This is a genomic window from Paenibacillus sp. FSL F4-0100, from assembly GCF_037993005.1.
GTDB lineage: Bacteria > Bacillota > Bacilli > Paenibacillales > Paenibacillaceae > Paenibacillus_AQ.
Map to the genome: position 1 here is coordinate 7,598,098 of NZ_CP150303.1, position 25,695 is coordinate 7,623,792.

Here is a 25,695-nt window from a genome sequence, read left to right on the forward strand (position 1 = left end):
TGAATGAACTGATCAGCTCAATTCAGCTTTCAAAATAAACATACAACCCAAAAGCGTTCTATTTCTGGCGAGACTCAGCAGTCTAATGCAAGCTGAGCCCCGTTTGAAATTGAATCTGCTTCCACTTCTCCTATGGCCTTCTCCAAAACGACTGTGCGTATGGGACTGCAACGGAGGGCTCTCCCTTTATCATGAATACATCTCTATTATCTGCGTGTACAATCGCCGCTTTCTCGGAGATGCGAGACACACTATAACGTTTGTCGTATATGGTTACCGATTTGCATCCAAATTTCGACCTACTTATGGTACGGTTCCCCGTATCATCTATAGGGCGAATTTTGGTGCGACTAAACGGTAAGCCTTTCGAAACCGCCCATCCGATCACCGGATGGGCGGTTCTTACTTCCTACTTCTCCTGCTCCTTTATCACCTGCTCAATCCCGAGCAGAATCAGCTTCAAGCCGAACTCGAACGCCTTGTCGGTCCCCATCAGTTTGAACAGCCCGTTCGTGAACATTCTCCGGAACAGTCCCGCATCCGTCTCGCTCATGGAATCCAGAAGGCGAGTCATTTCCTCACCCGGAAGCGCTCCCGCTCCATGGTCCTTAAGAATCGCGGAGACATTGCGCTGGTGCTCATAATCGTCCAGAACGAAGTTGTAGACATAATTCATAATCGTAAGAACCGCTTGTATTTTTTGCTCTTGCTCAAGAGGCGTCGATTCCACGCAGAGCAGCATACGGTTGGTGAACCGAATGATGTCCGGTTCGTGGGGCAGCGTCGACATCATGAGCTGCGTGGAGCAAGGATACCGGCTGAGCACGCTTCGGACCGTTACCGCAAGTCCCTTCAGCTGCTCCTTCCAGTCCCCCTCGGAGTGGTACTCCTCCAGAATGATTTTCGATACCTGGTTGGCCAGACGCTGGTAGAGATTCTGCTTGCTCTTAAAGTACCAGTATATAGAGGGAGCCTGAATCCCTAGCCTAACGGCCAATCGTCTCATGCTGAATTTCTCGATCCCCTCCTCACCAAGTAACTCCCACGAGGCTTCCAAAATCCTATCCTCCGAAATCTGAGGTTGCTGTTTTTTCATCGTTATCCGCCCTTTTATCTAACAGTGTAAGTTTATGCTTTACAGGTTCATAGGTTCATGATATCATCTAACACTGTAAGGTTCAAACTAACACTGTAAGATTGAACTCAAAATAAATAAATAAAGAAAGTAGTGACCCGCATGGATGCAGAAAACCTCCATTACTTTGAAAAAGCCCCGGTCGGGAAAGCCGTAGCTCACTTCGCTGTACCTATGATGCTAGGCACGTCAATGAGTGTCATCTATTCCATCTTGAATGCCTATTTCCTTGGTACACTTCACAATACCGCCATGTTAACCGCACTCGCGCTAACCTTGCCGCTATTCGCAATTATCATGGCGCTAGGCAACTTGATTGGCATGGGTAGCGGTACATTCATCTCTCGATTGCTGGGAGAGAAAAAATATGATGACGTAAAGCAAGTATCGTCATTCGCTTTTTACAGCAGTTTGGTTCTCGGTCTGATTGTGATGGCCGTCGGTCTCCCGTTGATCGATCCCATCGTTTATGGCCTGGGGGCAACGCCTGACTCCTTCGGATTCACGAAGGCCTATGTCACGATTATGCTTATCGGTTCACCAATCGTCGTATTATTCTTCACGCTGGAGAATATCGTGCGCTCGGAGGGTGCAGCCATCACATCGATGATCGGTATGATTCTCAGTGTGGTCGTCAATATTATTCTCGATGCGTTCGTCATCTTCGTGTTCCATTGGGATGTGATCGGCGTTGCGTCTGCTACGGTCATTTCCAACTTGGTTGCGAGTGCATTCTACGCCTTCCATATTGGTTACAAGAGCCAATTCTTAACCGTCTCCGTAAAATGGTTCAAAGCTTCCAAGGAGATTCTGAGCAATGTATTCAAAATCGGAGTTCCCGTCTTTATTATGAGTATCTTTTTGGGTGCAATGTCGCTTATCTTAAATCGTTTTCTTGTTGAATATGGAGAGCCGGCCGTAGCGGCTTACGGAATTTCATCACGTTTATTGCAATTTCCTGAGTTTATTCTGATGGGCTTGTGCGAGGGAGTCGTGCCGCTCATTGCCTTTTCCTTTACAGCGAATAAATTACGGATGAAGCAAACCATTGGATTTACGATCAAAACGATTGTGGCGTTAGCCGTCGTATTCGGTGTCATCGTCTATCTGATTTCCGATCACTTAATCGGTTTATTTACGAATGACCCGCAATTAATAGAAATGGGCAGCTACATTTTGCATGTGACGTTCTTATCCTTGTTCATTACAGGAATGACCACGTTGTTTACGGGGATCTTCCAAGCAACAGCACAAGGAACGGCCGCGTTTATTATGTCCGTTATTCAAGGAGTTACTCTGATTCCTGTGCTCTATATCGCCAATCGGATGAACGGCTTCCACGGGGTGGTCTGGTCGCTCGTCATTGCGGATGCCGTCGCATTCCTTGTCGGTGCCATCATGCTGTATGTTTTGCGGAACAAATTGCAGCCGGATTTTGATAGTTTAGTACAGTAGAAACCTAAAACACGCAAGAAGGCAGGGTAAGGGCACCCCCTGCCTTTTTTATATACGGTGAAGCCAAAAATTTCACCGAATACAAGAAATACCTGATCATTTGATTTATTTTTATTTACATTGATGCGGTTTGGAAACTATCACGAACAATTCATTCATTCATTCATGCATGGCAAGTAACTGCACATCGAATTGATTGGAAGCAATATAGCTTAAATGGTGATTTACAGGAATATCGAGTGAAAGATGGTTTTTTTTGATCCCAGCCCTCAAATGGGATACAGTGATACAATAATAAAAATGGAGACAATAGGTTTGAAGCGGTATCTCTAACGGGCAAGGCCAACCAAACCGGTCGTCTATTTATTTCTTCATCGCTTCGATTGCATACTCCAACTCGACGTCTTGCCCGTCCATCATGCTTGCTTTGAACGTTTCTTCATTTAGGGGGATTTTGATATCGGGAACCGCGCCCCCCACTCCGGTTTGGTCGGCGTCTCCCTGGACCTTCTTGTTCTGATTGAGCGACCTTCCATCAGGGAACTGGATGACGTAGCCTTCCGGCATCTTGATCTCGATCGGGCTGCTCATAAGTCCGAACGAACCGGCCGTTGAGGTGAACCCTACGATTTTGACATTGGGTACGCCTTTTAGAACAAGAGGCATCCCTTCTCCTGAGCTTCCGGTTCTGCTGTTGATCAAGATGGCCACCTTCCCGTCGAAATAGGGCTTTACGGGCTTGACCTTGACGACTTCATTCCGGTTCAGTTCAAATTTCCCCGTGTATCTGTTGTAATAACTGACATATTCGTAGTGTTTCATCTCCTTGACGAAGAAACCGGCCAGATTGGCGGCAAGCTGATCGTCCCCGCCGGGATTGTTCCGCAGATCGATGATCAAGCCTTTTGCGTGCCTGTCCTGGAACATTTTCAATAGGTCCGCCAGGCTTTTTTCCGGTGAGGTGGCGTTTGAGTCGGGGAGAAAATGCTTGATTTTCACATATCCATAGCCGTTGCCAAGAATTCTCCCTTCGATAGGGGAAGCATCCAGATCGGCTTGGGTGAGTTGGATTCTCGTCTTCTTCAACGTCTCGAATTGATCGTCATAAGCCGTCAGCTTCGTACGGATATGCTCGGACTCCCCCCAATTGCGAAATTCGACCTGTACTTCCTTGCCGATCGGCGCGCGCACCATAAATCGCCCCTGATTGAACCTCTTCACCTCATCCGTAGCCATGTTGTTCTCGTTCCAAGTCGTCTGGTCGAACGTTTCCTTCCCCGTTTTTCCGTCCCACGCGACGATTTCCGCACCTAGCTTTATTCCGCTCTTGGCCGCGGGGCTGTTCTCCAAAACCAGACTTACGACAACTTTGCCGTTATCCAATTGAACGGTGCTTAGTCCAAAGCCGCCGCCAACTTCCTTTTTAAATACCGTATTCCCATCGTACACATTATCGTTAATAATTTTGATATGTCCGTCCCGCAGCGAAAACAGATATTCTCTTAACGTTTTATAGTACAAATCGAAGTTTTCGTCTTTCTCGGCCTGTTTGAATATAGGCTCATACTTGCTTCGGCGCTCATTCCATTCGATCTTCTTCCATTCCCCGAACGGATATTCCCGCGATAATCTTTCATTCATGGCCACGAACGCCTTGGAGTAGCTCATGCCGCTAAAATCGCTAATCGGGTTGTACCGTAATACCCCCGCGTTTGCTAACGCAAACACAATGGGGACAACTCCGCATACGCAGATTACGCTCCTAACGCTCCTAAATACTTTCTTCTTTGGAGCCGTCCAGACTTTGGGCTTTAACAGTCTCCTTATTGTGCATAAAAACACGATTAGCGTCAGCGACTCGATGATCAGAGCCAAATGGGTCATATCCCCGGACAGGATACTTGCAATGGCTGCGAGCACACCCACACTGGGTAAAAAATCAAACCATCTGGAATATTTTTTGATAGGTACCGCGTAAACCGTCAATACGAATAAACTGATGATGCACATAACCAACTCATAAACCGTCAGCCATTTTACCGAATCGATCGTGCCAATAACGCTCATTTTCCGTCTCCTCCAATTCCTTTTCTCCTGTAGTCGTTGCGATACATTCGGAAGAGTATGGGAGAAATATGAACGGAGCGTGAACTGGTTTACGCTTTGACAGGCGGAATGGCGGGCAGATGAACGACGACTTTCGTGCCTTGTCCGACTTTGCTTTCCATATTAATATCACCCCGGTGAAGAGCGACAATTTTTTTGACGATAGCCAGTCCAAGGCCGTTGCCACCGCCACTGCGATTCCGGGACCTGTCCGTCATGTAAAAACGCTCAAAAACGCGGTCCAGTTGTTCAGGTGCAATACCGATCCCGGAATCGGATAAAGTCACGGTATATCCGTCCATGCGAGTCCTTAATTGAAAATGGATAAGTCCGCCTTCCGGCGTAAACTTGATGCTGTTGCCGAGCAGATTCGTCCATATTTGATTGAGCTGATCCTTATCGGCCGTTATTGCAACAGCCTGAGGCAAATCCAGATCAATATCCATGTTTTTCTCTGACCATAGAGGTTCGCAGTTCACGACAACCTGCCTGATTTGTTCGTCAAGATGAAACGTGGCGTACTCCAATGGATGGTGATTGGAATCGAGGGACGCGAGCTTGAGTAAATTATCGCTGAGCCTGGATAATCGGCCACTTTCGGCCAAGATGATATCAAGATACTGAATGCGCTCGTCTTCGGCAATTGCTTTTATGTCCTTCAGCGCTTTCGCAAAACCGGAAATGGACGTTAAAGGGGACTGAATCTCGTGCGACACATTCGAGACAAAGTCCTGACGCATCTGCTCCAATTGTTTAAGCCCAACCGCCATCTCGTTAAAGCTCTGAGCCAAAGTTCCCAGCTCGTCCTTGCGCTTCACTCCCAATTCCACGTCGAAATCGCCCTTCGCAAGCCGTCTAGTCGCGGCAGTAAGCGTCTTTATCGGTTTTACAACATAGATGGCGGCTATGAGAATGCAGGCGCTTCCCGTAATCAGAACAAATAAAAGGATGGTAAACATCAAGTGAATGAGGGTCGATTCGTTCCTGGATGAGGGCCGCAAAAATAAAGCTTGACGCTCACCGCCGATTTGGAAAGGCAGCCCGATGAACGTCTCCTTATCCTTGGAGGAAGACCGGTATATCTCGCCTTCCCTTACTTTCCGAATGGATTCCTGCGAAATCGCAAGATCTTTCGTGTCGGAGCTGTACTTGAAGGATCCCATGGCTCCAGAGTCGTCGTATAGTTGAACGGAGTAGGAGGTCAGCTTCACCATGCTATCCATAAACCGAGCCAAATTTGCCGGCCCCGTCTGTTCGTAGACGCGAATGATTTCCTCGCCCGCGGCTATCAAATCGTTCTGCCCGATTCGGTCTATTTTTTTCTCGAATAGGGCGAGCCCCGCCAGAACGGAGACAATCAGGCCTATTCCCATGGCAGCCAAAAACGTTAGCACGACGCGGACGTATAAAGACCTTGTCATTTCTTCACCTCTAGCCGGTATCCGAGACTGCGGACCGTCTCGATTCTGAAATGCTCGGAATCCTCGGTGAAGCGCTCCCTAATTCTCTTAATATGGACATCGACGGTTCGGTCGTCGCCTTCGTAATCCATCCCCCATATTTGCATGATTAGCTGTTCTCTGGTAAATATCTGTCCAGGGTGACAGGCCAGTTTGAACAGAAGCTCAAACTCTTTTAACGGCAATATGAGCTCTTCGCCTTGTCGAACCACTTTGAAGGCCCGCCGGTCCAACACGATTCCACCTAATTGAACGATCTGGGAGGAAACGATTCGATAACGCTTCAGAAGCGCTTTTACTCTCATCACAAGCTCCAAGGGATCGAAAGGCTTGGTCACATAATCATCCGTGCCGAGCTGGAAGCCTTTCACCTTTTGCCCCGATTCTCCTTTGGCTGTTACCATAAGCAGCGGAATTTCCGGATATAGACGACGGATCTCCCTGCACAACTCCCATCCGTCCATATGCGGCATCATAATATCGAGAATAACGATATCGACAGTCGAATTCTCCATGATGGATAGCGCCTCGACACCGTCTGCCGCCTCGACAGTATCGAGCCCTTCGTTCCGCAAATACAAGGCTATGAGCTTGCGAATATGGGCATCGTCGTCTGCGACAAGAATTCTGGTCATTTTCCTATGGGCCTCCTTTGAAATTCACCTAAATTTACGTACGGGCTTTTGATGGAATTATAGCTCTTCCGCATTAAAGGGTAAATCGCCCAAGCTGTCATTGCATACGGAGGAAGGATTAAAAGGTGTAATACAGCTTATCAATGACGTTGATTATTTGATACATATTTACTCCGATAATAAAACAACGTTTACTCTGCTTCAGAATTATGTCTCTTATATCCTTTATTTCGAGTTTGGTGAAATTAACGACTTGGTGGATTACTTGAAAGGCCTTTTCTGCTCATTAATACGCTTGCCTCGAAGCCTATCCACGATTTCTGAGAGTGTAGACTCGCTTCCCTCTCCGCTCACTGGTTGGATATAACTAAAGAACTCTACCATATTCTCCACTTTAAAACGCGATGTTTCCAAAGGCTTGGCCGCAAACGCAATATCGCGTTCTTTCAAAATGCGGTTCACATAATCAAGGCTCTCTTGACTCTCGCTGGCGGGTGCAACCGTAAATTCATGCTTGTATTTGTTCATAAAGTAGCGAGCTTCATTAGCACGTAAACCAGAAAGCGCTTCTGCTACAGGTGAAGACTCTAAACCAATCGTAGACACATTGATGGCGCAGAAATGTGTGTAAAGCAAACTTGACAAAAGATCTGGTTTTAATTACATTATGTATAGTTTAGTTTACATTTTGGAAATGATTCCTTTAATGAGGAGGTCAATATGTCCTATCAAGAAAAAAAAATTTTTGTTTCCATCATCAGCAGTTTACTCATCTTCACGCTCTACACTTTATACGCTGTAAACAAGGCCGAGGAAGGCAGCATCACTTCGGCCAGCGACTTCAGTTTTTGGGGTTCCTTCATTCTGGTGCTGCTCCCGGTGTCGATTGTAGCTAAGATTATTATTCATGTCGTGTTTGTCATCATCAATAAAATCGCCACGAATGAAGATGGGCCTTCTTTTGAAGATGAGTTGGATAAGATCATCGAGTTGAAGGCAGACCGGATTTCGCTTTATGTGTTTTTCTTCGGGTTTATATTATCCATGATTCCACTCGTTACGGATCTTCCAACTTACTTAACGTTTCTTGTGTTGATCTTCTTCGGTTTTTTATCCGATCTACTGGGACGTATCGCTCAATTCTACTTTTATAGAAAGGGAGTCTAACATGGGAAAGGATGCGATCAGCAATCATATACGGAATCTTCGCTTTCATCATAACGAGATGACCCAGCAGCAATTAGCTGATAAGGCCGGGGTCACCAGACAAACGATTGTTGCTATCGAGAAGGGGAATTATTCACCTTCATTGGAGCTGGCTTTTCGCATCGCGCGTGTCTTCGAAAAGTCCATCGAAGAGGTCTTTCAATATGATGATAAGGGCAGGTAAGGATGAGGAGGCTCATGGATGATGAGGAAGAATACAAATTCAGGCAGAAGGTCTGCAGTAATTACCGGGGTGTTATTATTAGCCGGGTTGGTTACAGGTATATTTAGTGTTGTTCCAGTTATAGATGGAGCAGACTACCTTGTTCAGGCTTCTACAAATGGAAATCAGGTACTGATAGGAGCGTTTTCCCAGTTGTTAATGGTTGTTGCATATGTGGGTATTCCTATTGCGTTGTATCCGGTTCTAAGTAAGCATAATAAAGGTTTAGCTCTTGGATCTGCTGCTTTCGGAATCATTGCGGGTGTGTTCATTATTACTGGTGTAATCATTCTTCTGTTGCTATTGACATTAAGCCACGAATTTGCAAAAGTTGGAACTCTGGATGACTCGTATTTTCAGACCTTGGGTGGATTGTTACGGGAAGGACGTGATTTGGTGAATCATGTGGCCACGACACTGACATCTGTTTTGGCTATGTTCTTGTTTAACTGCATATTTTACCAAACAAAATTCGTCCCACGCTGGTTGTCCGTTTCGGGTCTTATTGGATCTATATTGTCCATATTGGCGAGCTTATTATTTATGATTCGCTTCATCGGTCTCGATGCAACCTACATGACGTTGAACGTTCCAATAGCCTCTCAACAATTGGTTTTGGCTATATGGCTAATCCTTAAAGGATTCAACCGGGCGGATGCTCTTGAAAAGAAGGTGTAACGGAAATGAATGCATCAGAACGTTTCTGGGACAAAACAGCAAGTCAATATGATCAAATCGAGATGAAGGATGAACAGACTTACATCAATATAATAAAAAGAACGAAAACGCATCTTAAAATAAGCAGCATTGTTTTGGATTTCGGCTGTGGCACTGGGTTGATAGCAAATGAAATTGCCGAATATGTGAAAGGGATTCATGCGATTGATATATCTTCGAATATGATCGCAATTGCAGAAAAAAAGGCAAAAGAGCGAAACATCGCAAACATAAACTACGCTCATGCGACCATTTTCGATGAAAGGCATAAGAAAGGCTCATTTGATGCCATTTTGGCCTTCCATGTTCTGCATTTGTTGGAAGATGAACATATCGTTCTGCAACGAATGAATGAACTGTTGAAACCGGGAGGATTATTGATTTCTGCAATACCATGCTTGGGAGAAAAGAAATTTCTAAGCAGCTTGTTATTCATTGCAGGTAGAGTTGGTCTAACGCCGAATATAAGATCATTTAAAATACGAAATTTAATCGATACAATTGAGAAAGGGAGTTTTTCAATTGTCGAATCAGATTGCTTGAAGAAAAGCTCTCAGGAATATTTCATTGTTGCTAGGAAGATTTGATATGTTACGAAAGAGCCATTTCACCAAATATTTCGCCGTTACTTATGATACGGTTCAGCTTAACGGAGCTATCGGCGAAAAAACAACCATCGACGATCGTAACTCGTCAATGGTTGTTCGGGTAACTTGTTTACTTGTCTATCAAATTGGTTGTTTTAAGCAATCTTGCAATCAATGCCGTCGTTTCGGCACGTGTCATATTCGATTGCGGACTGAGCAGTTGGGGCCCGTTGCCCTGAACGATTCCCACTTCGATCAGCCGGGCGACTTCCGCTCTCGCCCAAGCGGATACGCTTGCCGCGTCTTTATAATTCGCCAGCAGTTCAGCAATGCGATTCTCGCTGAGCGAGGTTTGCGGGTCGATCAGGTTGTATGCCCGCGCGACCATCGCGATTCCCTGTTCTCTCGTAATCTGTTGGTCACCATAGAAGTTACCGTCGTCATAGCCTCGGACGATATCGAATTCAGTAGCAATCGCAACGGAGTTTCGATACCAAGCGGAAGCCGGAACGTCAGGGAACATGTTCTCTGGTGCGTTCTGCCGCATCAAGCCCAAACCGAGCCCAACAATTTCCGAAAACTCGGAGCGCGTCACGTTCCGATCCGGCGAGAACGTATTGTTCCCGGTACCCGCAAGATCAAGCCTTGCGGCAATATTGTTCACGTCCGCTTTGCCCCAGTGCTTCTTCACGTCGTCGAAATCCTGCGGATTCCAGATGACCGAGTAGGAACCGCTGCTGCGCAAATCGTTGATCATCGCATAATAGCGATTGTTGATCTTCGTCACGACCGTCGGAACGTGGAACACGCTGCCGTCCGGATTGACGATAACGCCTGTGGTAATGCGGTTCGGATCGATGTCTTCCGGTTGAGCGATGTATTTCGCCGCATATCCGTTCAATTGTTCCGATCTGACCGTCTTGCTGCCATGCGAGAAGGTGAGATCCAGATCGACCGGGTTGACCAGAAGTTCGTAACCTTCCGCTGACGCTTTGTTCTTTGCGTTATTGATCAAAGTATCCGAAGAACGCTTTATGTCGATATGAACCGCTATATCGCCGAGCGCCGCGTTGTCCAATTGCTTGGACACCCCGTTGAAGTCCATTTTTCCGCCAGGAACCGGATAGATCGCTAGCGGATTGATGATCTCTAGGGTTGCGCCCTTATCGGCGATTTGCTTCACGGTTTCTGCCGTCAATCCGTCAACCTTTAAATCGCTGTCTTTCGGAGAAAGAATCTCAAGCTTTTGTCCGTTGCCTTGATTCAAAGCATTGTTCAGCTTGTCCAGATCGACTTGAACCGACGTTATCGTGCGGTCTCCCGAAGTTGACGTTTTGCCGGTTGCAAACGAATACTCTTTCCCGTTCACGGATGTACGAATGTCCGAGCCATCCGACGGTACAGGTGCAGTTGCGCTTCCCCCTTCATTGCCGCCATTACCGCTATTACCGCCATTACCGCCACCACCGCCATCGCCAGGCGTAGGTGCACTGGCTCTGGTTACGATAACGGTATACAACCTTTCAACGCCATCCTGATCCGTCACCTTAAAGACGACCGTGTTGTCGCCGACTTGAAGCGAATGAAGCGGAGTTGCGGTTCCTCTGGCGATCCCAGCGTATGCCCCGCCATTTACGCTGAACTCGATCGTAGCGGTCGAATCCAAGGTTACCGGCGTCCAATGAAGCTGATAGACGCTGTTCGTAACGCTCATCTTATAATTTTCCGTTAGCGTGTCGAATGCAGGCTCCAAGACACCGGTAGAAGGCGTCAGCGATATGAGCTTGTTGGAAACACGATAAACTTCAATCCGATACACATTCGTATTGCCATTCGGATCGGTCACCTCTACCTTGATGACATTGAGGCCTTCATGGAGCGGCAGACGATCCCATTCGGCGGCATCGACCTCTTGTCCATTTAATGTCACTTTGACGGTACTGTTCGGATTCAATGCTTTCAGTTCAATGCCGACCCCATAGACGGAATTCGAAACCGTCGTATAATTCAAGTATCGATCGCCGTCGAACGGCGGTTCGAAGTCGATCGGGCTTCTATCGTCGGCATTGAAGACGTTCAGCGATTCAAGCTCCGCTCCCGCCATCACGAGGTTTCCGCGCGCAGTCTCAAGCGCCTTTAATGCCGCATCGATCTCCGCCTTCGTTGCGTTCGGATCATTCAGAACGGTCTGGGCCTCGCCCAGCTTGTTCTGCAACTCGGCCCAGCTCTCCTCCGTATAATCCGTTTCCGTCAACGTTCCGCCGGTAATTTCGCCGTTAATCTCATCCACTTTCTCCTGAAGTGCCGCTATGCTTACTAGCGCTACACGAGCATCCTCAAGAGCCTTCAAGGCTGCATTCACTTCATCTTGCATTTTATTCGCATCCGTAAGAATGCTATTAGAATCAGCTAATGCTTGCTGAAATGCCTGCCAGCTGGCTGCGGTATAATTGGCCTCCACCAGGGTTCCGGCATCAATAACATGAGACTCCAACGACCTCTTATCCACATACTCCACAAATGTAAAATAGCTGCCGTCAGACAATACGCTGCTGTTCACCGTAATTTGACCCGTCGCAGCATCCAGCGGCAGCGCGGTTACATCCGACGAGAATGCGCTATCCGGACTTACGAATAAGAACACTTGATTCTCGCTTGCATCCGCGCCGTCCACTTTTAAGGTAATCGGAGCATCGCTCCAATCGGCGCTTTTGTCGACCTTGTATGCGCGATTCATCATCTTGGCCGACGTTACGCTGGTTGCGAGCTGTAATTGATGGCTTGCGGGAAGATCGTCATTATCGATGACTTTGGCGTACACGGTCGACAAGTTATTGTCGCTGAAAACGAAGAAGCTTTTATCGTTTGCAATCGGGTTCGTATTAGCATCGTTAGTCGCTGTGATCGCATCACCCAGCGCAATCGTTACATTGGCGCCCGCTACCTGCGACTTCGATTGCTTCTGATTCAATGTGCCGTTATCGTCGCGGCCAATTCCCGTAATGTGCTTGCCATAGCCGGTGTTGTCGGCATGGCTAAACATCTTGGTTATGCCGTCGCTGGCCAAATAATCACGGGTTGCCATCGTCATCCCGTATTTGAGAGCCAGGTAGCTATTGACCTGTTGCCGCTCCGTATCTGTCAGTGTGCGGTTATATACCAGGACTTCCGCGATGTTCCCGCCCTTGAAAGGTGTTGCTTTAGCTCCTCCGATCGCATAGTATCCGTCATCTGCCCCGGTCGTCTCCCAATTCACTGTATTGGTCGATTCGCCACCAGTTATCGCCCCGTTCATGTTAAGCCTCCAGCTATTAACCGCGCTTGAGACATTCAACATGGTAGGTAATTCTTTAAAGGGATTAACTGTCCCCCTCACTTGAGTAGAACCGAGACCTGAAGATATTCTACCGAAACCGGTTTTTGGGGAACAATATTCATCCGGCATAGTCCCCCCCATTACCCAAGGAAAGCCGCTATTGTACGTACCAGGAGGAGGCACTGCTGGGCATGCTTCATCCAGATCTTTTGACTGAACGGAAAATACTTCCCGTGCATTTGAAGTTGGATCGGCAAATGGCGAATTCGTCTTATATTGTACGGCAGCATCGGAACTTTCGGGAACGGTCACGAGGTGGAAGTTGATCATTTTATTGCCGATATTCTCCACCTTCTGTTCCTTTGTTGCAAACGGAGTCCATTTCCTTCCTTCATCCGCCAAGTCCTGCAATTCGGTAACAAGGTTGTTTTCAATTTTCCCCTGCTCCATGCTCTTCGTGAACTCTACCCAGGAGATCAAATCTCCGCTAACCCCGCCTGGAGCAGGAGCAGCCGCTTTCGCCGTTTGTGGCGCAAGCATAGTGAAAAATCCTTCCGCTACTAGCATAAAAACAAGCAGCAGGATCAGTTGTTTATTCCAATAATTCCTGGATCCATGGACGCGCATATAAATCATTCCTCCAAATTCATTGCGATTTTAAATGAAGTGGGATAAGCCCCCATCCTCATAGCTGACTTTTTCGATCCTCCTTTACGATATAATAAAAAAACTTCCGTCCTTTAAGCGGCATGCGCTAACAGACGGAAGTTTCCGTCGTATTCGGCGGCTGGCTGGCATTGACATTTGCGTTTTCAGCAAATCCTTTAGCCCCTCTAGCTTTGCGTCCCCGTCTTTCAACGGGTTTGCCATTATCGTACGAGTATGTATACAGTATTGAATTTAAACACTTGCGTAATTAGGATTATACTTCGAAAAAAATGGACGGTTAGGCCCGATACTCCAACTTTGTTGAAACCTACTTTTATTTGCAGAATTTTAGGAAAAGTGATCACCACTATTTTTTTTATTCGGGACGATCATGTCGGATCCGCCAAAAATCTACTTATTTCTTCATTAACTTATAGTCTACTAGCTCCTCCTATACATTTTCTATACAACCTTATCTGACTTGCAGCGGTCACGGCCTTGAGGGGCTGTTTGTCAACTTTCTCCGGAAAATGGTCGGCCTACTGCTCGGCTTCGGCGGAGTCGCCTCGATGAGCATCGGTGGATTGGAGGCATCTCCATCTTCGGCATTCTGCTCGCCTTGGGATCCGCAACTAAGCTGGGCGCTTGGCACAGTCTATATCAAACGGCAGGCGGCCAAGGTCGATTCGCTGTGATGACCGCTATGCAGATCGTGATTGGAGGCATCGTCATGACGGCTTACGGCTCGACTGTCGAGAGCTGGTCAGAGGTGCGCTGGACGGCAGCCTTCTTGTACGATACGCTGTTCATCTCCGTATTCGTCATTGCGCTCGGTTGGCTCGTATACTTCAAGCTAATTGGTTCAGGCGAGGCATCGAAGTCGGCTCGCACACGTTCCTCATCCCGGTCGGCTCAATCATCTGCAGCATTTTGTTCCTGAATGAACATTTGACGATGAACCTTATCGTGGGCATGGTGCTTATCGTTGCCAGCATATTGCTTGTAAATGTAAGGCCAAGACAGGTCTAACGTGACTTAATCGTAAAATACCGCACGCTCAACGCAGCCAAAATCATCGTCGCGAAGATTTCAGTTCTGCCCTTAAAAGTACTCTAATTCGTTGCCTCCATCCACCACGGATGGTCCCTACACCTGGTGTTTTCGTGCAAATTTCGCCCTACTTATGATACGGTTCAGCTTAACGAGGCTATCAGCGAAAATTAAGAAAGGAGCAGCCAAGGATGCTCCTCATGCAATCACTTATTTATCACCTAGCTTTATCCCCGCTATTCAACCTGTTATGTACATGAAAAGTTACCTTTGTCCCTGTACCTAACGTACTTGTGATATGAAGTCCAGTTCCGAAGTGCCGTTTTAATCGCTGATCCGTATTAATCAATCCGACACCTGAACGACTATCCGCTTTTCTTTCTAATATTCGTTGCAATTGAACCTCGTCTATTCCGTCCCCATCGTCTTCAACGGTTATCTCTGCATGCGTCTCATAGACAAAAATCCGAATAAGAATCGTTCCTCCACGATTGCGCTTCATTATGCCATGTCTTATCGCATTTTCAACGAGAGGCTGGATCGTAAGAAATGGGACTTTTAAGTCCCCGTAGCCATCTATCTCCCAAATAACCTGTAACCTTTCTTCAAACCGAGCCTTTTCAATATTTAGATAAGAACGCACTAGACTTAACTCCTCTTCGATCGGAACAAGCCTATCCATATTTTGAAATTTAAATTTATTCCTCAAAAAATTGCTGAATTCATCGAGCAAATTACGCATCTTATCCAAATCAATATCGCTTAAAGCTGCTACAGCATTCAACGCATTAAATATAAAATGAGGCTGGATTTGCGCTTGCAGCCATGCAGCTTCTAATCGCAGTTGTTCCCGAACGGATTGTTTAATCGTAGTTAACGCCTCGATCCGCGATTTTATTTCTATTGCTTCCACTGGCTTCGTCACATAATCGTTTGCCCCCGCTATAAAACCGCTCTGAATATCTTTCGGTTGGCTTCTTGCGGTAAGGAGCAATACAGGGAGCTCCGTGAGTGTAAACCGCTCACGAATCATTCGTGTCAGCTCATAACCGGACATCTGTGGCATCATGATATCGGAGATGACCAGATCCCATTCCTTAGTGTCCAGTATAGCTAATGCCTCTTTACCGCTCGTTACCATCGTTAAATCATATTCGTCTGGTGGTAGTATGGCTTCAAGTACTTGAAGGTTGACAGGATCATCATCAACAACTAATAGAATCGGACGTTCACGATTCATTTCTATTAAAGTTGTTTGATTCGTAGCTGGCGGAATTTTCACTTTTTCCATATACACTGAGGAGGCTATTTCTTGAATCGGCATGAATTGTAATGGTAAAGAATCAAATGAGTTCGTCACATCATTCTCTTCCACCGCTTTCAAGTCTGCTAGCTTTAATGAAAATGTAAATGTTGAGCCTTCTCCTAAAGTAGAGGACACATCTAACGTACCCCCATGAAGCTCAACCAGTTGCTTGCTTATGCTTAAACCCAACCCAAAGCCACCATCAATCATAGTCTCACTCGTGCTGGCTTGCTCGTACGGACGGAATAGGCGCTTAAGCATGTTCTCATCCATTCCGATCCCGGTATCAGCAATAACGATATAGGCTCGTCCATCCTTTACAAAAGCTTGAATCGAAATGACCCCATCATTCGTATATTTCACAGCATTATGAAGTAAATTGAAAACGATTTGAACAACCCGGTTCTCATCCGCATTTACTGGAGGAAAATCTTCAGGAATTTGATTTGCAATTTTTACAGACTTCACTTCTGCATTTAATTGCAGCATATCAAGTACTCCGGTCACAATTGGCTGAATAAATATGACTCTTTTCTGTATACGCGGATTGCCTTCCCGTAAACTCATCACATCAATCAAATCGTTTAATATCAATGTCATTCGACGTCCTACAGATAAAACCGTTTCAAGCTCCTTGATGCTCCGTTCCTGCAATAAATGCCGCTCCCTTTTTAAAACGGATTGTGACATGTTAAGCATGCTATGCAGCGGATTTTTAAATTCATGCGAAGTGTTTGCCAGAAATTGATCCTTATGGTCATTCATTCTTTGCAAGGTTGCAGCAAGCTCTTTGGTGTTCGCATGCATGATAAAGTAACCCTTAAACCATTCAGAGGCTAAACAACCCATCGCAATAATCATATCGAACGGATAGTAGACAAGACTTAATCCGCTATCCAGCAAGATTAACGACCAAAGAAAATGGTTCATCAACGCAAGAAAAGAGAAAAGCAGTAAAAGATTGCTCTTTAAACCTTTGATTACTTTTTTAAACATTGTAATCAACGTGATAACTGCAGCAATACCAACCAATAGATAATAAACCGGAAAGAGCATAATCACTTGAGGTGGATCTAAAAACAAAGTGATGCCGGCAGTCCCTAGATTCAATACTTTATAGACAGGGTACATCCTACGCCAATATGGAAGCTCGCGATGATTCGTACACTGGAGCAAAGCATAGGCTGCCATAACGAGGGCAATGTTCGCTATCCGGAAATCCCAAACACTGCCAATATAAAATATTTGGTGGAACAACTTCTCATCAACACTAAATACACTCATGATTGTTACACATAATGCAAGCAAACTGAAATAGAGCAGCTTCTTTTCCTTATTTCCTAGTAAATACAAAATAAGTGCATAGACAGCATGCATAATAAATATAATCGCTGCCAAAAACTGCATATAAACGGAAGCTTTCATCTCTTTAGCAATGGCTTCTTCTGAACCAAATTTAATGGATCGGACAATGCCCCCGCTTCGACTATCCACATAATTTGCCGCCTGAATGACGAGTTCGATTACACCGTTGTCATCTGCTGTAAAGGTTGTAGAATAAGGTAGGTCCTTCGAAATATATTCATCCTTTGTTGTCGCCACCTGTCCTGATTTAGTAAGCAATCGACCGTTTACATATAATTCTGATGCAGTGCGTACGCTGAGTACACGAATACTATAATTAAGGTTCTTTGCCGGGTCTACATAAAGACGCAAACGATACGAGCCATACCCGTATGGAGATGGCTTGTCAGCATGCAAAGCTTCATTCCATCCTCCCGGTACCTGAATATGCCTTGGCGCAATATCGCCTAACAATTGTTGCCGACTACCATCTATCAACCATTGCGAAGGATAAAACTCCCATTCCCCGTCAAGTAATAGAATGCTGCCATCTTCTGCATTCCAATTGCGCAAATCGAATTGCCCATTATGAATTGACGCCTGTTTGGGATCCTGAAACGTTTCCATCCATAAAATACGCAAACTAGTTAAAACAACTAATATGGACACTAGCAATAATATAATATAGCTCTTTTTCATTTGATATTTGGATGAGTGAGTTTCCAAGAAGTATTTCTCCCCTAGTCATTTTCTTCTAAGACATTTAAATAAGTTCTCTCCATAATTTACCACAGTTAATATAGCAGAGAAACGGACGATAGAGATATCTTTATGTCTATTATATAGAAATATCTACTTGGAATTTCGCGAGTTTGTTGTTCAAAGGTACTTTCAAGGTGCCGTCAAGCCGAGGCCCTCGAGCACGCAAGCGAGCCTCCCGAAAACCGTACTGCACACTCCTTTTTACTACTAATGAAGTTCCTTATCGAGTATATGTTGTGACTTCCTTTGTACAACACCCATCCGAGCATAGATATGAAGAGCGACAGCCTTGCAATCTCTCCTGCATCACTCACTACTGCTGTTATGATAAGAATAACCACACACCTTGGGGGATTAAGCCAATTAATTCGCCCTACTTGTGATACGGTTCAGCTTAACGGGTCTATCGGCGAAAAATGTGCCGCTGAGAATAAACAACCATCGACGACATGAAAGTCGGCAATGGTTGTTTAGCATAACTGTTTACTTGTCGATCAGACCGGTTGTCTTGAGCACTCTTTCGATCAGTGCTGTCGCTTCTGCGCGTGTCATGCTCGCTTGCGGATTCAACAGGTTAGCGCCTTTGCCTTCAATGATGCCAGCTGCTACCATTTGAGCAACAGACTCTTTCGCCCAGTTGGATACTTTGGCCGCATCAGCAAAGCTTGCAAGCGTTGTGGCAATTTCTGCCTGGCTCATCGCTTTTGGTGTCGCTGCAAATCGGTAGGCACGAGCGATCATTGCAATGCCTTGTTCGCGTGTAATTTCCCGCTCTCCACGGAACAAGCCGTCCGTATAGCCGCGTACAATGTCAAACTCATGGGCAATCGTCACTGCATTATGGTACCACTTCGCTTGCGACACATCGCTAAACATGTTTTGCGGCACATCCTGTCGCATGAAGCCCATGCCCAATGTGACAATCTCCGCAAATTCGGAACGGTTCACATTGCGGTTCGGTGAGAATGTATTGTTACCTGTTCCTTTCAATTGCAGTCTTGCTGCAATATTGTTCACATTGCTTTGCGCCCAATGCTTCTTCACATCATCAAAGTCCTGCGGATTCCAGATCACCGAGTAGGTGCCGGAGGTGCGCAGATCGTTGATTTGTGCAAAGTAACGATCGTTGATCTTTGTTACGACTGTCGGCAAGTGGAACATTGTGCCATCCGGATTCACCACGACACCCGTCGTAATCCGGTTCGGATCAATGTCTTTCGGCAGTGCGATATATTTCACCGCATACTTGTCCAGTTGGCCTGCGCGGACGGTTTTGCCGTCCTTCGAGAACGTAAGGTCCAGATCAACTGGGTTCACGAGCAACTCGTAACCTTTTGCCGCCGCTTCCTTGCGGGCGCTGTCAGCCAGCGCTTGTGGCGCACGTTTGATAGTGATGTCCAGCGCAATATCTTTCAGTTCCGCGCCATTCCATTGCTTCGCAATCGCGTCCAGATCCAACTGCTTCGCCGGTACCGGATAGATCGCTAGCAGTTCATCCTCAATCGTCAGCGTCGAGCCTGTGTCGGCCAGCTTCTTCACATCCGCTGCCGTCAGGCCTTTTACCTCAACGTCCTTATCTCCAGGAACCTGGATCACCAGCTTCTGGTTGTTTCCTTGGGACAAAATGTCGTCCAGCTTGCCTTTATCCACTTCGACAACGGTGAATTCATTGTCGCCGTCTTTCTTGGTGCTGCCGGTAGCAAACGAACCCTGCTCGCCGTTCACGGTTGTTTTAATGTCGGAAGGCTGGGAAGGATTTGGGACTGTCACTGGCGGCCACCAACCGTTATTACCGCCGCCTGTAGAGACACGTTCTAAGTTTTTATATGCGTCTTCCAACGCTTTCTTCGCATCGTCTACTTCTTTCTGCGTTGCATCCGGTTTTTTAAGCACTTCTTCGGCTGCTTTCAACGCATCGTCGAGCTTTTTCCAGCTTTCAAGTGTGTAGTCCGATTCCTTTAAGCTGCCGTCCTTCTGCTTACCGTTGATTTCATCTACTTTTTGTTGCAGCTCGGACTTGTCTACCTCGGCCTCTTTCTCCTTCAAACCGTTGCGCGCTTCTTCCAACGCTTTCTTTGCATCGTCTACTTCTTTCTGCGTTGCATCCGGGTTCTTAAGTACCTCTTCGGCTGCTGTCAATGCATCTTCAAGCTTTTTCCAGCTTTCTGGCGTGTAATCCGATTCCTTTAAGCTGCCGTCCTTCTGCTCATCTTTGATTTCATCCACTTTCTGTTGCAGCTCGGACTTGTCTACCTCTGGAGCCTTTTCTTTCAAACCTTCACGTGCCTCTTCCAATGCTTTCTTCGCATCGTCAACATCTTGTTGCGTCGCATCCGGGTTCTTAAGTACCTCTTCGGCTGCTGTCAATGCATCTTCAAGCTTTTTCCAGCTTTCCGGCGTGTAATCCGATTCCTTTAAGCTGCCGTCCTTCTGCTCACCTTTGATTTCATCTACTTTCTGTTGTAGCTCGGACTTGTCTACAGGAATTTTGACCAAGCCATCATACGCTTCTTGCAATGCTTTTTCCGCTGCGTCTACCTCTTCCTGCGTTGCATCCGGGTCCTTCAGCACCTCTTCGGCTGCTGTCAAAGAATTCTCGAACTTTTTCCAGCTTTCCGGCGTATAATCTTCTTCTTTCAGCGTGCCCGTTCCCTTGTCGTCTTCGATTTGATTAACAAGCTCGCGAAGCTTGGTCTTATCTGTTTTATAAATGATCACGGTGTAGGTGTTCTTCTTGCCCTCAAAATCCACGGTTACGATGATCTCGTTAGGGCCCGGCTGAAGCGGCAGATCGTCCCATTTCTTAACTTCTTTCCCATGGAACGTTACATTAACCTCGCTTTCCGGATGCAGTTCCTCAAAAGAGAGCTCAGCACTGTAGACACTCTCCGTTACAGTAGCTTGATAGTTCAAATATCTGTGTCCATCGAATGGAGGCTCCAGCTTGATTTCCTTCCCGCCCTGGGCGTCGAACACCTTCAACTCCAGCTTCTCAAGAATAGCATCTTTGGTGACCAGATTATCATAAGCTTCTTTTAGTTCCTTGTTCGCATTGTCAATTTCCCGTTGCGTAGCGTTCGGATTACCCAGCACTTCTTTGGCATGCTTTAAGGCATCATCAAATATTTCCACACTTTCTGATGTGTAATCGCCTTTATTAAGTTCGCCACTGTCAATGATTTGCTCTAGTTCGTTTACTGTTTTTTCAAGCTCCGTCTTATCCGTCTTCAATCCGTCACGTGCTTCTGTCAACTTCTCCAACATCTCGTCGACTTCTGTTTGTGTCGCCTTCGGATCATTAAGCACTGTCTCAGCCTGCTTCATAGCTTCCTCTAAAGCAGCCCAGCTATCCTTGGAATAATCCTCTTTATCAAGCTTCTCGTCAACAATTTCCTGACGTTTCTTTGCCAGTTCCGTTTTGTCCGCAGCCAGTTTATTTTGCGCTTCAGCTACTTTGTCCAGCGCTTCATTGACTTCCTTCTGCGTCGCATCCGGGTTATTTAATACTTTCTTGGCATCTGCCAGCTCTTTCTGGTAAGCTTCCCAGCTATCTTTGGAATAATCAGCCTCTTTTAAGGCAGCTTCTTCAGCAATCTTCTCCTGGAGAGGCTTCTTGTCTACAAATTTAACAAAGGTAAAATGACTTCCGTTGGCCAGCTTAGCGCTATTAAAGGTAGCCTTGTTGGTCGCATCCAGCGCTATTAGCTCATCCTCGGGTCCAAATTTGTCATCTGCACTGATTAACAGAAAGAGCTTGTAATCTTCAGCGGGTTCATTATCCAACTGCAAGGTAATGTTTGCATCCTTCCAGTTGCTCTTTTGCACCTTGAATACTCGATCCATCAGCTTGGTTGTCTCATTCAACCCTTTTGGAAACGAACTAGTATCAGTAATAAGTTTCGTATATTGCCCCGTTCCCCCATTATCACTGAACGTGAGGAAGGACTTATCGTTTGGAATTGCATTTTTATTGTCTTTATTAGAAGCTGCAATTTGATCACCAAGTGCAATCGTTACTAGCGCCCCTGCTTCTTGCGAAAGAGACTGCGTCTGCTCCAGACTGCTTGCTGCATCCTTGCCAATACCGGTTATGCGATTGCCATAGCCGCTATTGTCTACAGCCGTCCACATCTTTGTGGTACCGTCGCTTGCGATATAGTCGCTCTTGCCGCCGTTAAGCGTAATTCCATACTTCAATGCCAAATAAGACTCAATCTTGGCCGCATCTACACTCGTTTCTCCGCTGTATAAAATAATTTCGGCCACATCTGCGCGAAGGCCATACCAGTTCATTGTCGATCCTGGGGTCGCACCAACTACAGGTGTGAATGCAAATTCACCAAATGGGTTATTTCTACCTACTGGAACTTCTTTTCCATCAACTCTGCCAATGTGTTTTGTGGCGTTTTGAATCTCATAGCCGGCAATTTGGTATCTGCTTCTGTCCGGAACTCCGAATTTGCGCCAAATAGAGTTCCCGCCAGTCCCAACTGCAAACAACTTTTCTGAGCCGCCCAAAATCAAGGCACCATAATCTTTAGTTGTAGTGGATCCAATAAGCGCACCCGCATCTCCAGATTCAGGCCACTTATAAACTGCATAACCTGATTGGAATGTAATATTCTTATCGCCAACCAGCTTGGCCGAAGCACCATAATGGCTTGAACTAGGTGGATTGTTGAACTTTACACTCGGGTTAAAGTTTACCCCGCTTGCATTAATTTTAGGGGTTCTAGCTTCTTGTCCACTCGGAACATTCAAGGTAAAGTTGACTGGACTCACTGATTTATCTGCCCAACCGGTCAACTGATTATTCGCATCGGCTGCAGCATCGTCGGCTTTAAGCCACAGTACCAAATTACTACCTACCCCTCCGGGTGCTGCCGGATCCCCAGCCGCTGCCGCGGACCGTGGCGCAAGCGCACTAGAAAAACTGCCTGCAGCCAGCACGAATATCAGTAGCATCATCAGCTGCTTTTTCCAAATTTTGTTTTTTGGTAAATACACTCTCTATCCGTCCTCCTTTTCACTACAATCTGACAATCATCTTTTCCCTCGCTTTAACCGATCAATACGAGTACGATACCGGGATTTCTGAACCCCCTAATCATCACCCCCATATAGGATGTCGATCCAATCTAGAAATAAAAACCTCCGTCTAAAAGCGGCATGCGCTAGACGGAGGTTTCCGTCGTATTTGGCAGCTGGCTGGCATTGGCTTTTGCGTCTTCAGCAAATCCGTTAGCCCCTTAAGCTTTGCGTCCCCGCCTTTCAACGGGTTTGCTATTATCGTACGAGTATGTATACAGTATTGAATTTAAACACTTGAGTAATTAGGATTATACTTCGAAAAAAATGGACGGTTAGGCCCGATACTCCAACTTTGTTGAAACCTACTTTTATTTGCAGAATTTTAGGAAAAGTGATCACCACTATTTTTTTTATTCGGGACGATCATGTCGGATCCGCCAAAAATCTACTTATTTCTTCATTAACTTATAGTCTACTAGCTCCTCCTATACATTTTCTATACAACCTTATCTGACTTGCAGCGGTCACGGCCTTGAGGGGCTGTTTGTCAACTTTCTTTATGCTTTTTTTCTTCTTAGGAGGGATAGTCCTGCAAGCAGCATGATGCATCTCGCCAGCAAATAGCTGTACATATTCGTAGCTGTGTTCGGCAACTTGTTATCTGTGCCTTTACTGTCTCCGGACTCTACATTCACCGAATCATTCGAAGTATCGGATGGACCAGGTTTATCAGATTCACCTAATATATCCGTTTCATCGGACCCACTTAATCCGCCGGGTCGGCTGAAATCTGGAGATTCAACATCCGAATCTTCCCCTCCTGGATTGTTCGGCTTAACCGAAGAAGATCCATCACTTTTTGATATGTATTACGGGAAGTTTAGGGTCGGTTTTTGAGCTATTTTAAATGCTTAAATTCCCCCCAAATCGAGTATTCACCCCCATATTAGGATAGTCCCCCCCCAGTATCAGGGGCCGATCATGTCCGCCAATCAACTCTTACATCGCCGGACCCGAACTCATCTGATCTATAGACAAGGTTTATAGTGGTAAAATATAGATATGAAATATTGGGGGTGAAGTTGTGTATGGCTGAGTACAAAGATAATAGGAAGTTGAACTTTCTATTACGGCACCTAGAATATCATAACACCTACAAAAAAACGTTCAATAATGAGGAAGAAAAAGGGAAGAAACTCCTCCATTTTATAGTTGATTGTCCCGGCCGCGTCGCGGGGAATCCCCCTCCGCCGCTCAGGGTGCGAGTATCTTCCTCGGGAGGGCGATGTCGTTGATGAGGGATGCTGCGGAGGGTAAGCAGAAGCACGGGCAGCAAGAACATATCGAGACGTTGCCGCTGTTCTCCACCACGGATAAGAACGGACGGATGACTATGCTCCGGCCGGGACGTAGCGTCGGACGCGCGGCTCCGCTGATACCGTGGCTGCTTTCAGCCGCTGCACTGTGGGCGCTGACAGGCTCCGTGCCGTTCGGCGCACTGCTCGGCATGGCGCCGACACCGGCGATCAGCATGCTCCTCGGTCATCCGGTCACAGTGGGCGTCGCCGTTTTGCTGCTGTTCGTCGCGATCGGTACGACCGGTGGAGTGTACTCGCGATCGATTGAGCAGTTCGGACAGACCAGGGTGGCGGGCCTGTTCGCGACGCTATCGGTAGCAGGAGGGCTCGCAGCAGTCGCGGGAGTCCTCCTGCTCTGGACGCTGACAAGCGACCTATCGCGCCCCTTTGACCTCGAGGCCATAGTGACATCGCCGACGATCCCGCCAGAGCTCGGCGCCGTCGTCGGAGCTAGCTTAGCCCTCTGGGCCGCCATCGCGCTCCTGCGGTTGCCCGGCTCTATCGCCCACGCCCGGCGGCGTCAGGCGGACATCGAGCGACTCCGCGTGGAGGGTTCATCATGCAATGGGACGTTGACCGCCGTGAATTTTACTAACAGTTGGCTCTTCAATTTCCCGATGTTCACGGTTGATGTAAATTATATCGTTGACGGTGCTCCTCGTGTCGTCTCAGCACACATGCGCACCAGCGCCGACCGCGTTCCCGTCGTCGGGTCGCGAATGATCGTGCTGACCGACGATCGCGGAACCACCCACGTAGAGCTGGACCTGGCGAGTGGAGCGGCATTCGAGCCGGACGTGGGTAAGTACGCCCCATCGGACGGTTGATTTTACGGCCCTGATGCAACATGGTTATAAGGAGTTCAGGCAACACGGAGCTAAAGCTTCGCTCCACCATTTTTAACGCAGGACAAATTGGGCGCTTGCTCGGTATTCCTATGCGCAGCAAGTAGCAAGAGAGGCCTTGGTGGATCATCCGTATCACAACATGGAAAATGGGTTATTTACGCCTATAACATTCCCAAGCGTCCCACCAAGGAAATTTTTCGCCGTCACTTATGGTAGGGTTCAGCTTAACGGGTCTATCGGCGAAAACAAATGGCGGTCCTATGGCCGCCAAGCTTCACCTTCGCTAATGATCGCCGTGACTTTATCGGCTGCCGCTTTCCCCACGTTTTAAGCTTCTGCTCAATCACACCCACGCCAATAAACCACTTTAAAATTCTCTACTTTAGAGGGCTTGGTAATGTCAGCCTTTTTACAGGGGGAGGCGAAACAGATGGTGGCCCTGTGTGGCAGAATACTTGTTACCATGCTTTTCAGTTGCCTTGGATCTTAGTTCCGCAAGATGTATCTC

General features: G+C 46.8%; 15 protein-coding genes, 1 pseudogene and 2 riboswitches. Of the genes and pseudogenes, 8 read left to right on the top strand and 8 right to left on the bottom strand.

Going from position 1 to position 25,695, the window contains the following annotated elements:
- Nucleotides 1–409 precede the first annotated feature (409 nt).
- Entirely contained in the window at nt 410–1,096 is a 687-nt protein-coding gene (locus tag MHH48_RS34470; RefSeq protein WP_340389633.1) for a TetR/AcrR family transcriptional regulator C-terminal domain-containing protein, read from the bottom strand.
- Nucleotides 1,097–1,237: 141 nt separating this feature from the next.
- Here MHH48_RS34470 and MHH48_RS34475 point away from each other — a divergent pair, with 141 nt between their 5' ends.
- Nucleotides 1,238–2,590, top strand: a complete 1,353-nt coding sequence (locus tag MHH48_RS34475; RefSeq protein WP_340389636.1) for an MATE family efflux transporter — start codon at nt 1,238–1,240, stop codon at nt 2,588–2,590.
- 363 nt (nt 2,591–2,953) lie between these two features.
- Here the strand turns inward: MHH48_RS34475 and MHH48_RS34480 are convergent, their stop codons facing one another.
- The 4 genes and pseudogenes from MHH48_RS34480 to MHH48_RS34495 all read right to left on the bottom strand — a co-directional run.
- Complete coding sequence (locus tag MHH48_RS34480) at nt 2,954–4,657, bottom strand: S41 family peptidase (RefSeq protein WP_076326712.1); 1,704 nt, start codon at nt 4,655–4,657, stop codon at nt 2,954–2,956.
- Nucleotides 4,658–4,746: 89 nt separating this feature from the next.
- The gene (locus MHH48_RS34485) at nt 4,747–6,117 is read right to left on the bottom strand and encodes a sensor histidine kinase (RefSeq protein ID WP_076326713.1); all 1,371 of its coding nucleotides are present in this window, start codon (nt 6,115–6,117) and stop codon (nt 4,747–4,749) included.
- Nucleotides 6,114–6,791 (bottom strand): response regulator transcription factor, encoded by a 678-nt coding sequence (locus MHH48_RS34490; protein WP_076326714.1) that lies wholly within the window; start codon nt 6,789–6,791, stop codon nt 6,114–6,116. The genes MHH48_RS34485 and MHH48_RS34490 overlap by 4 nt, the downstream gene beginning before the upstream one ends.
- Before the next feature lie 381 nt (nt 6,792–7,172).
- Nucleotides 7,173–7,403 (bottom strand): annotated as a pseudogene (locus MHH48_RS34495) (phage tail protein); the annotation flags it as partial.
- Nucleotides 7,404–7,511: 108 nt separating this feature from the next.
- Between MHH48_RS34495 and MHH48_RS34500 the strand changes: the two are divergent.
- Genes MHH48_RS34500 through MHH48_RS34515 form a run of 4 tightly spaced genes read left to right on the top strand, consistent with a single transcriptional unit; the run spans nt 7,512 to nt 9,524 of the window.
- A complete protein-coding gene (locus MHH48_RS34500) occupies nt 7,512–7,958 on the top strand; it encodes a hypothetical protein (RefSeq protein ID WP_076326715.1) in 447 nt (148 codons plus the stop codon).
- 1 nt (nt 7,959) lies between these two features.
- Complete coding sequence (locus MHH48_RS34505; protein ID WP_076326716.1) at nt 7,960–8,181, top strand: helix-turn-helix transcriptional regulator; 222 nt, start codon at nt 7,960–7,962, stop codon at nt 8,179–8,181.
- A gap of 18 nt (nt 8,182–8,199) precedes the next feature.
- Nucleotides 8,200–8,898, top strand: a complete 699-nt coding sequence (locus MHH48_RS34510; RefSeq protein ID WP_076326717.1) for a DUF4386 domain-containing protein — start codon at nt 8,200–8,202, stop codon at nt 8,896–8,898.
- 5 nt (nt 8,899–8,903) lie between these two features.
- Nucleotides 8,904–9,524, top strand: coding sequence for a class I SAM-dependent methyltransferase (locus MHH48_RS34515; protein WP_076326718.1), 621 nt, complete (start codon nt 8,904–8,906; stop codon nt 9,522–9,524).
- 130 nt (nt 9,525–9,654) lie between these two features.
- Here the strand turns inward: MHH48_RS34515 and MHH48_RS34520 are convergent, their stop codons facing one another.
- Entirely contained in the window at nt 9,655–13,467 is a 3,813-nt protein-coding gene (locus MHH48_RS34520) for an S-layer homology domain-containing protein (RefSeq protein WP_076326719.1), read from the bottom strand.
- A 152-nt stretch (nt 13,468–13,619) separates the two neighbouring features.
- A riboswitch (cyclic di-GMP riboswitch) is annotated at nt 13,620–13,718 on the bottom strand.
- Nucleotides 13,719–14,057: 339 nt separating this feature from the next.
- On the opposite strand from MHH48_RS34520, the gene MHH48_RS34525 reads away from it, so the two are divergent.
- Together MHH48_RS34525 and MHH48_RS34530 are read left to right on the top strand one after the other, a co-directional pair.
- A complete protein-coding gene (locus MHH48_RS34525; protein WP_340389649.1) occupies nt 14,058–14,183 on the top strand; it encodes a hypothetical protein in 126 nt (41 codons plus the stop codon).
- Nucleotides 14,183–14,428 carry a hypothetical protein gene (locus MHH48_RS34530; protein WP_179090760.1) on the top strand — a complete coding sequence of 82 codons (246 nt, stop codon included), beginning with the start codon at nt 14,183–14,185 and terminating at the stop codon, nt 14,426–14,428. Before MHH48_RS34525 ends, MHH48_RS34530 begins: the two co-directional genes overlap by 1 nt.
- A gap of 327 nt (nt 14,429–14,755) precedes the next feature.
- On the opposite strand, the gene MHH48_RS34535 is transcribed toward MHH48_RS34530, so the two are convergent.
- Nucleotides 14,756–17,914 (bottom strand): ATP-binding protein, encoded by a 3,159-nt coding sequence (locus tag MHH48_RS34535; RefSeq protein ID WP_144023549.1) that lies wholly within the window; start codon nt 17,912–17,914, stop codon nt 14,756–14,758.
- A gap of 519 nt (nt 17,915–18,433) precedes the next feature.
- Entirely contained in the window at nt 18,434–22,957 is a 4,524-nt protein-coding gene (locus tag MHH48_RS34540) for an S-layer homology domain-containing protein (protein ID WP_076326720.1), read from the bottom strand.
- A gap of 189 nt (nt 22,958–23,146) precedes the next feature.
- A riboswitch (cyclic di-GMP riboswitch) is annotated at nt 23,147–23,245 on the bottom strand.
- A gap of 1,030 nt (nt 23,246–24,275) precedes the next feature.
- On the opposite strand from MHH48_RS34540, the gene MHH48_RS34545 reads away from it, so the two are divergent.
- A complete protein-coding gene (locus MHH48_RS34545) occupies nt 24,276–25,166 on the top strand; it encodes a hypothetical protein (protein WP_076326608.1) in 891 nt (296 codons plus the stop codon).
- Nucleotides 25,167–25,695: the final 529 nt, after the last annotated feature.

Coding starts and splice junctions, on each gene's coding strand:
- MHH48_RS34500 (WP_076326715.1), top strand. CDS start 7,512: ATGTCCTATCAAGAAAAAAAAATTTTTGTTTCCATCATCAGCAGTTTA.
- MHH48_RS34480 (WP_076326712.1), bottom strand. CDS start 4,657: ATGAGCGTTATTGGCACGATCGATTCGGTAAAATGGCTGACGGTTTAT.
- MHH48_RS34525 (WP_340389649.1), top strand. CDS start 14,058: ATGAGCATCGGTGGATTGGAGGCATCTCCATCTTCGGCATTCTGCTCG.
- MHH48_RS34505 (WP_076326716.1), top strand. CDS start 7,960: ATGGGAAAGGATGCGATCAGCAATCATATACGGAATCTTCGCTTTCAT.
- MHH48_RS34470 (WP_340389633.1), bottom strand. CDS start 1,096: ATGAAAAAACAGCAACCTCAGATTTCGGAGGATAGGATTTTGGAAGCC.
- MHH48_RS34510 (WP_076326717.1), top strand. CDS start 8,200: ATGATGAGGAAGAATACAAATTCAGGCAGAAGGTCTGCAGTAATTACC.
- MHH48_RS34475 (WP_340389636.1), top strand. CDS start 1,238: ATGGATGCAGAAAACCTCCATTACTTTGAAAAAGCCCCGGTCGGGAAA.
- MHH48_RS34520 (WP_076326719.1), bottom strand. CDS start 13,467: ATGCGCGTCCATGGATCCAGGAATTATTGGAATAAACAACTGATCCTG.
- MHH48_RS34515 (WP_076326718.1), top strand. CDS start 8,904: ATGAATGCATCAGAACGTTTCTGGGACAAAACAGCAAGTCAATATGAT.
- MHH48_RS34545 (WP_076326608.1), top strand. CDS start 24,276: ATGAGGGATGCTGCGGAGGGTAAGCAGAAGCACGGGCAGCAAGAACAT.
- MHH48_RS34485 (WP_076326713.1), bottom strand. CDS start 6,117: ATGACAAGGTCTTTATACGTCCGCGTCGTGCTAACGTTTTTGGCTGCC.
- MHH48_RS34490 (WP_076326714.1), bottom strand. CDS start 6,791: ATGACCAGAATTCTTGTCGCAGACGACGATGCCCATATTCGCAAGCTC.
- MHH48_RS34530 (WP_179090760.1), top strand. CDS start 14,183: ATGACCGCTATGCAGATCGTGATTGGAGGCATCGTCATGACGGCTTAC.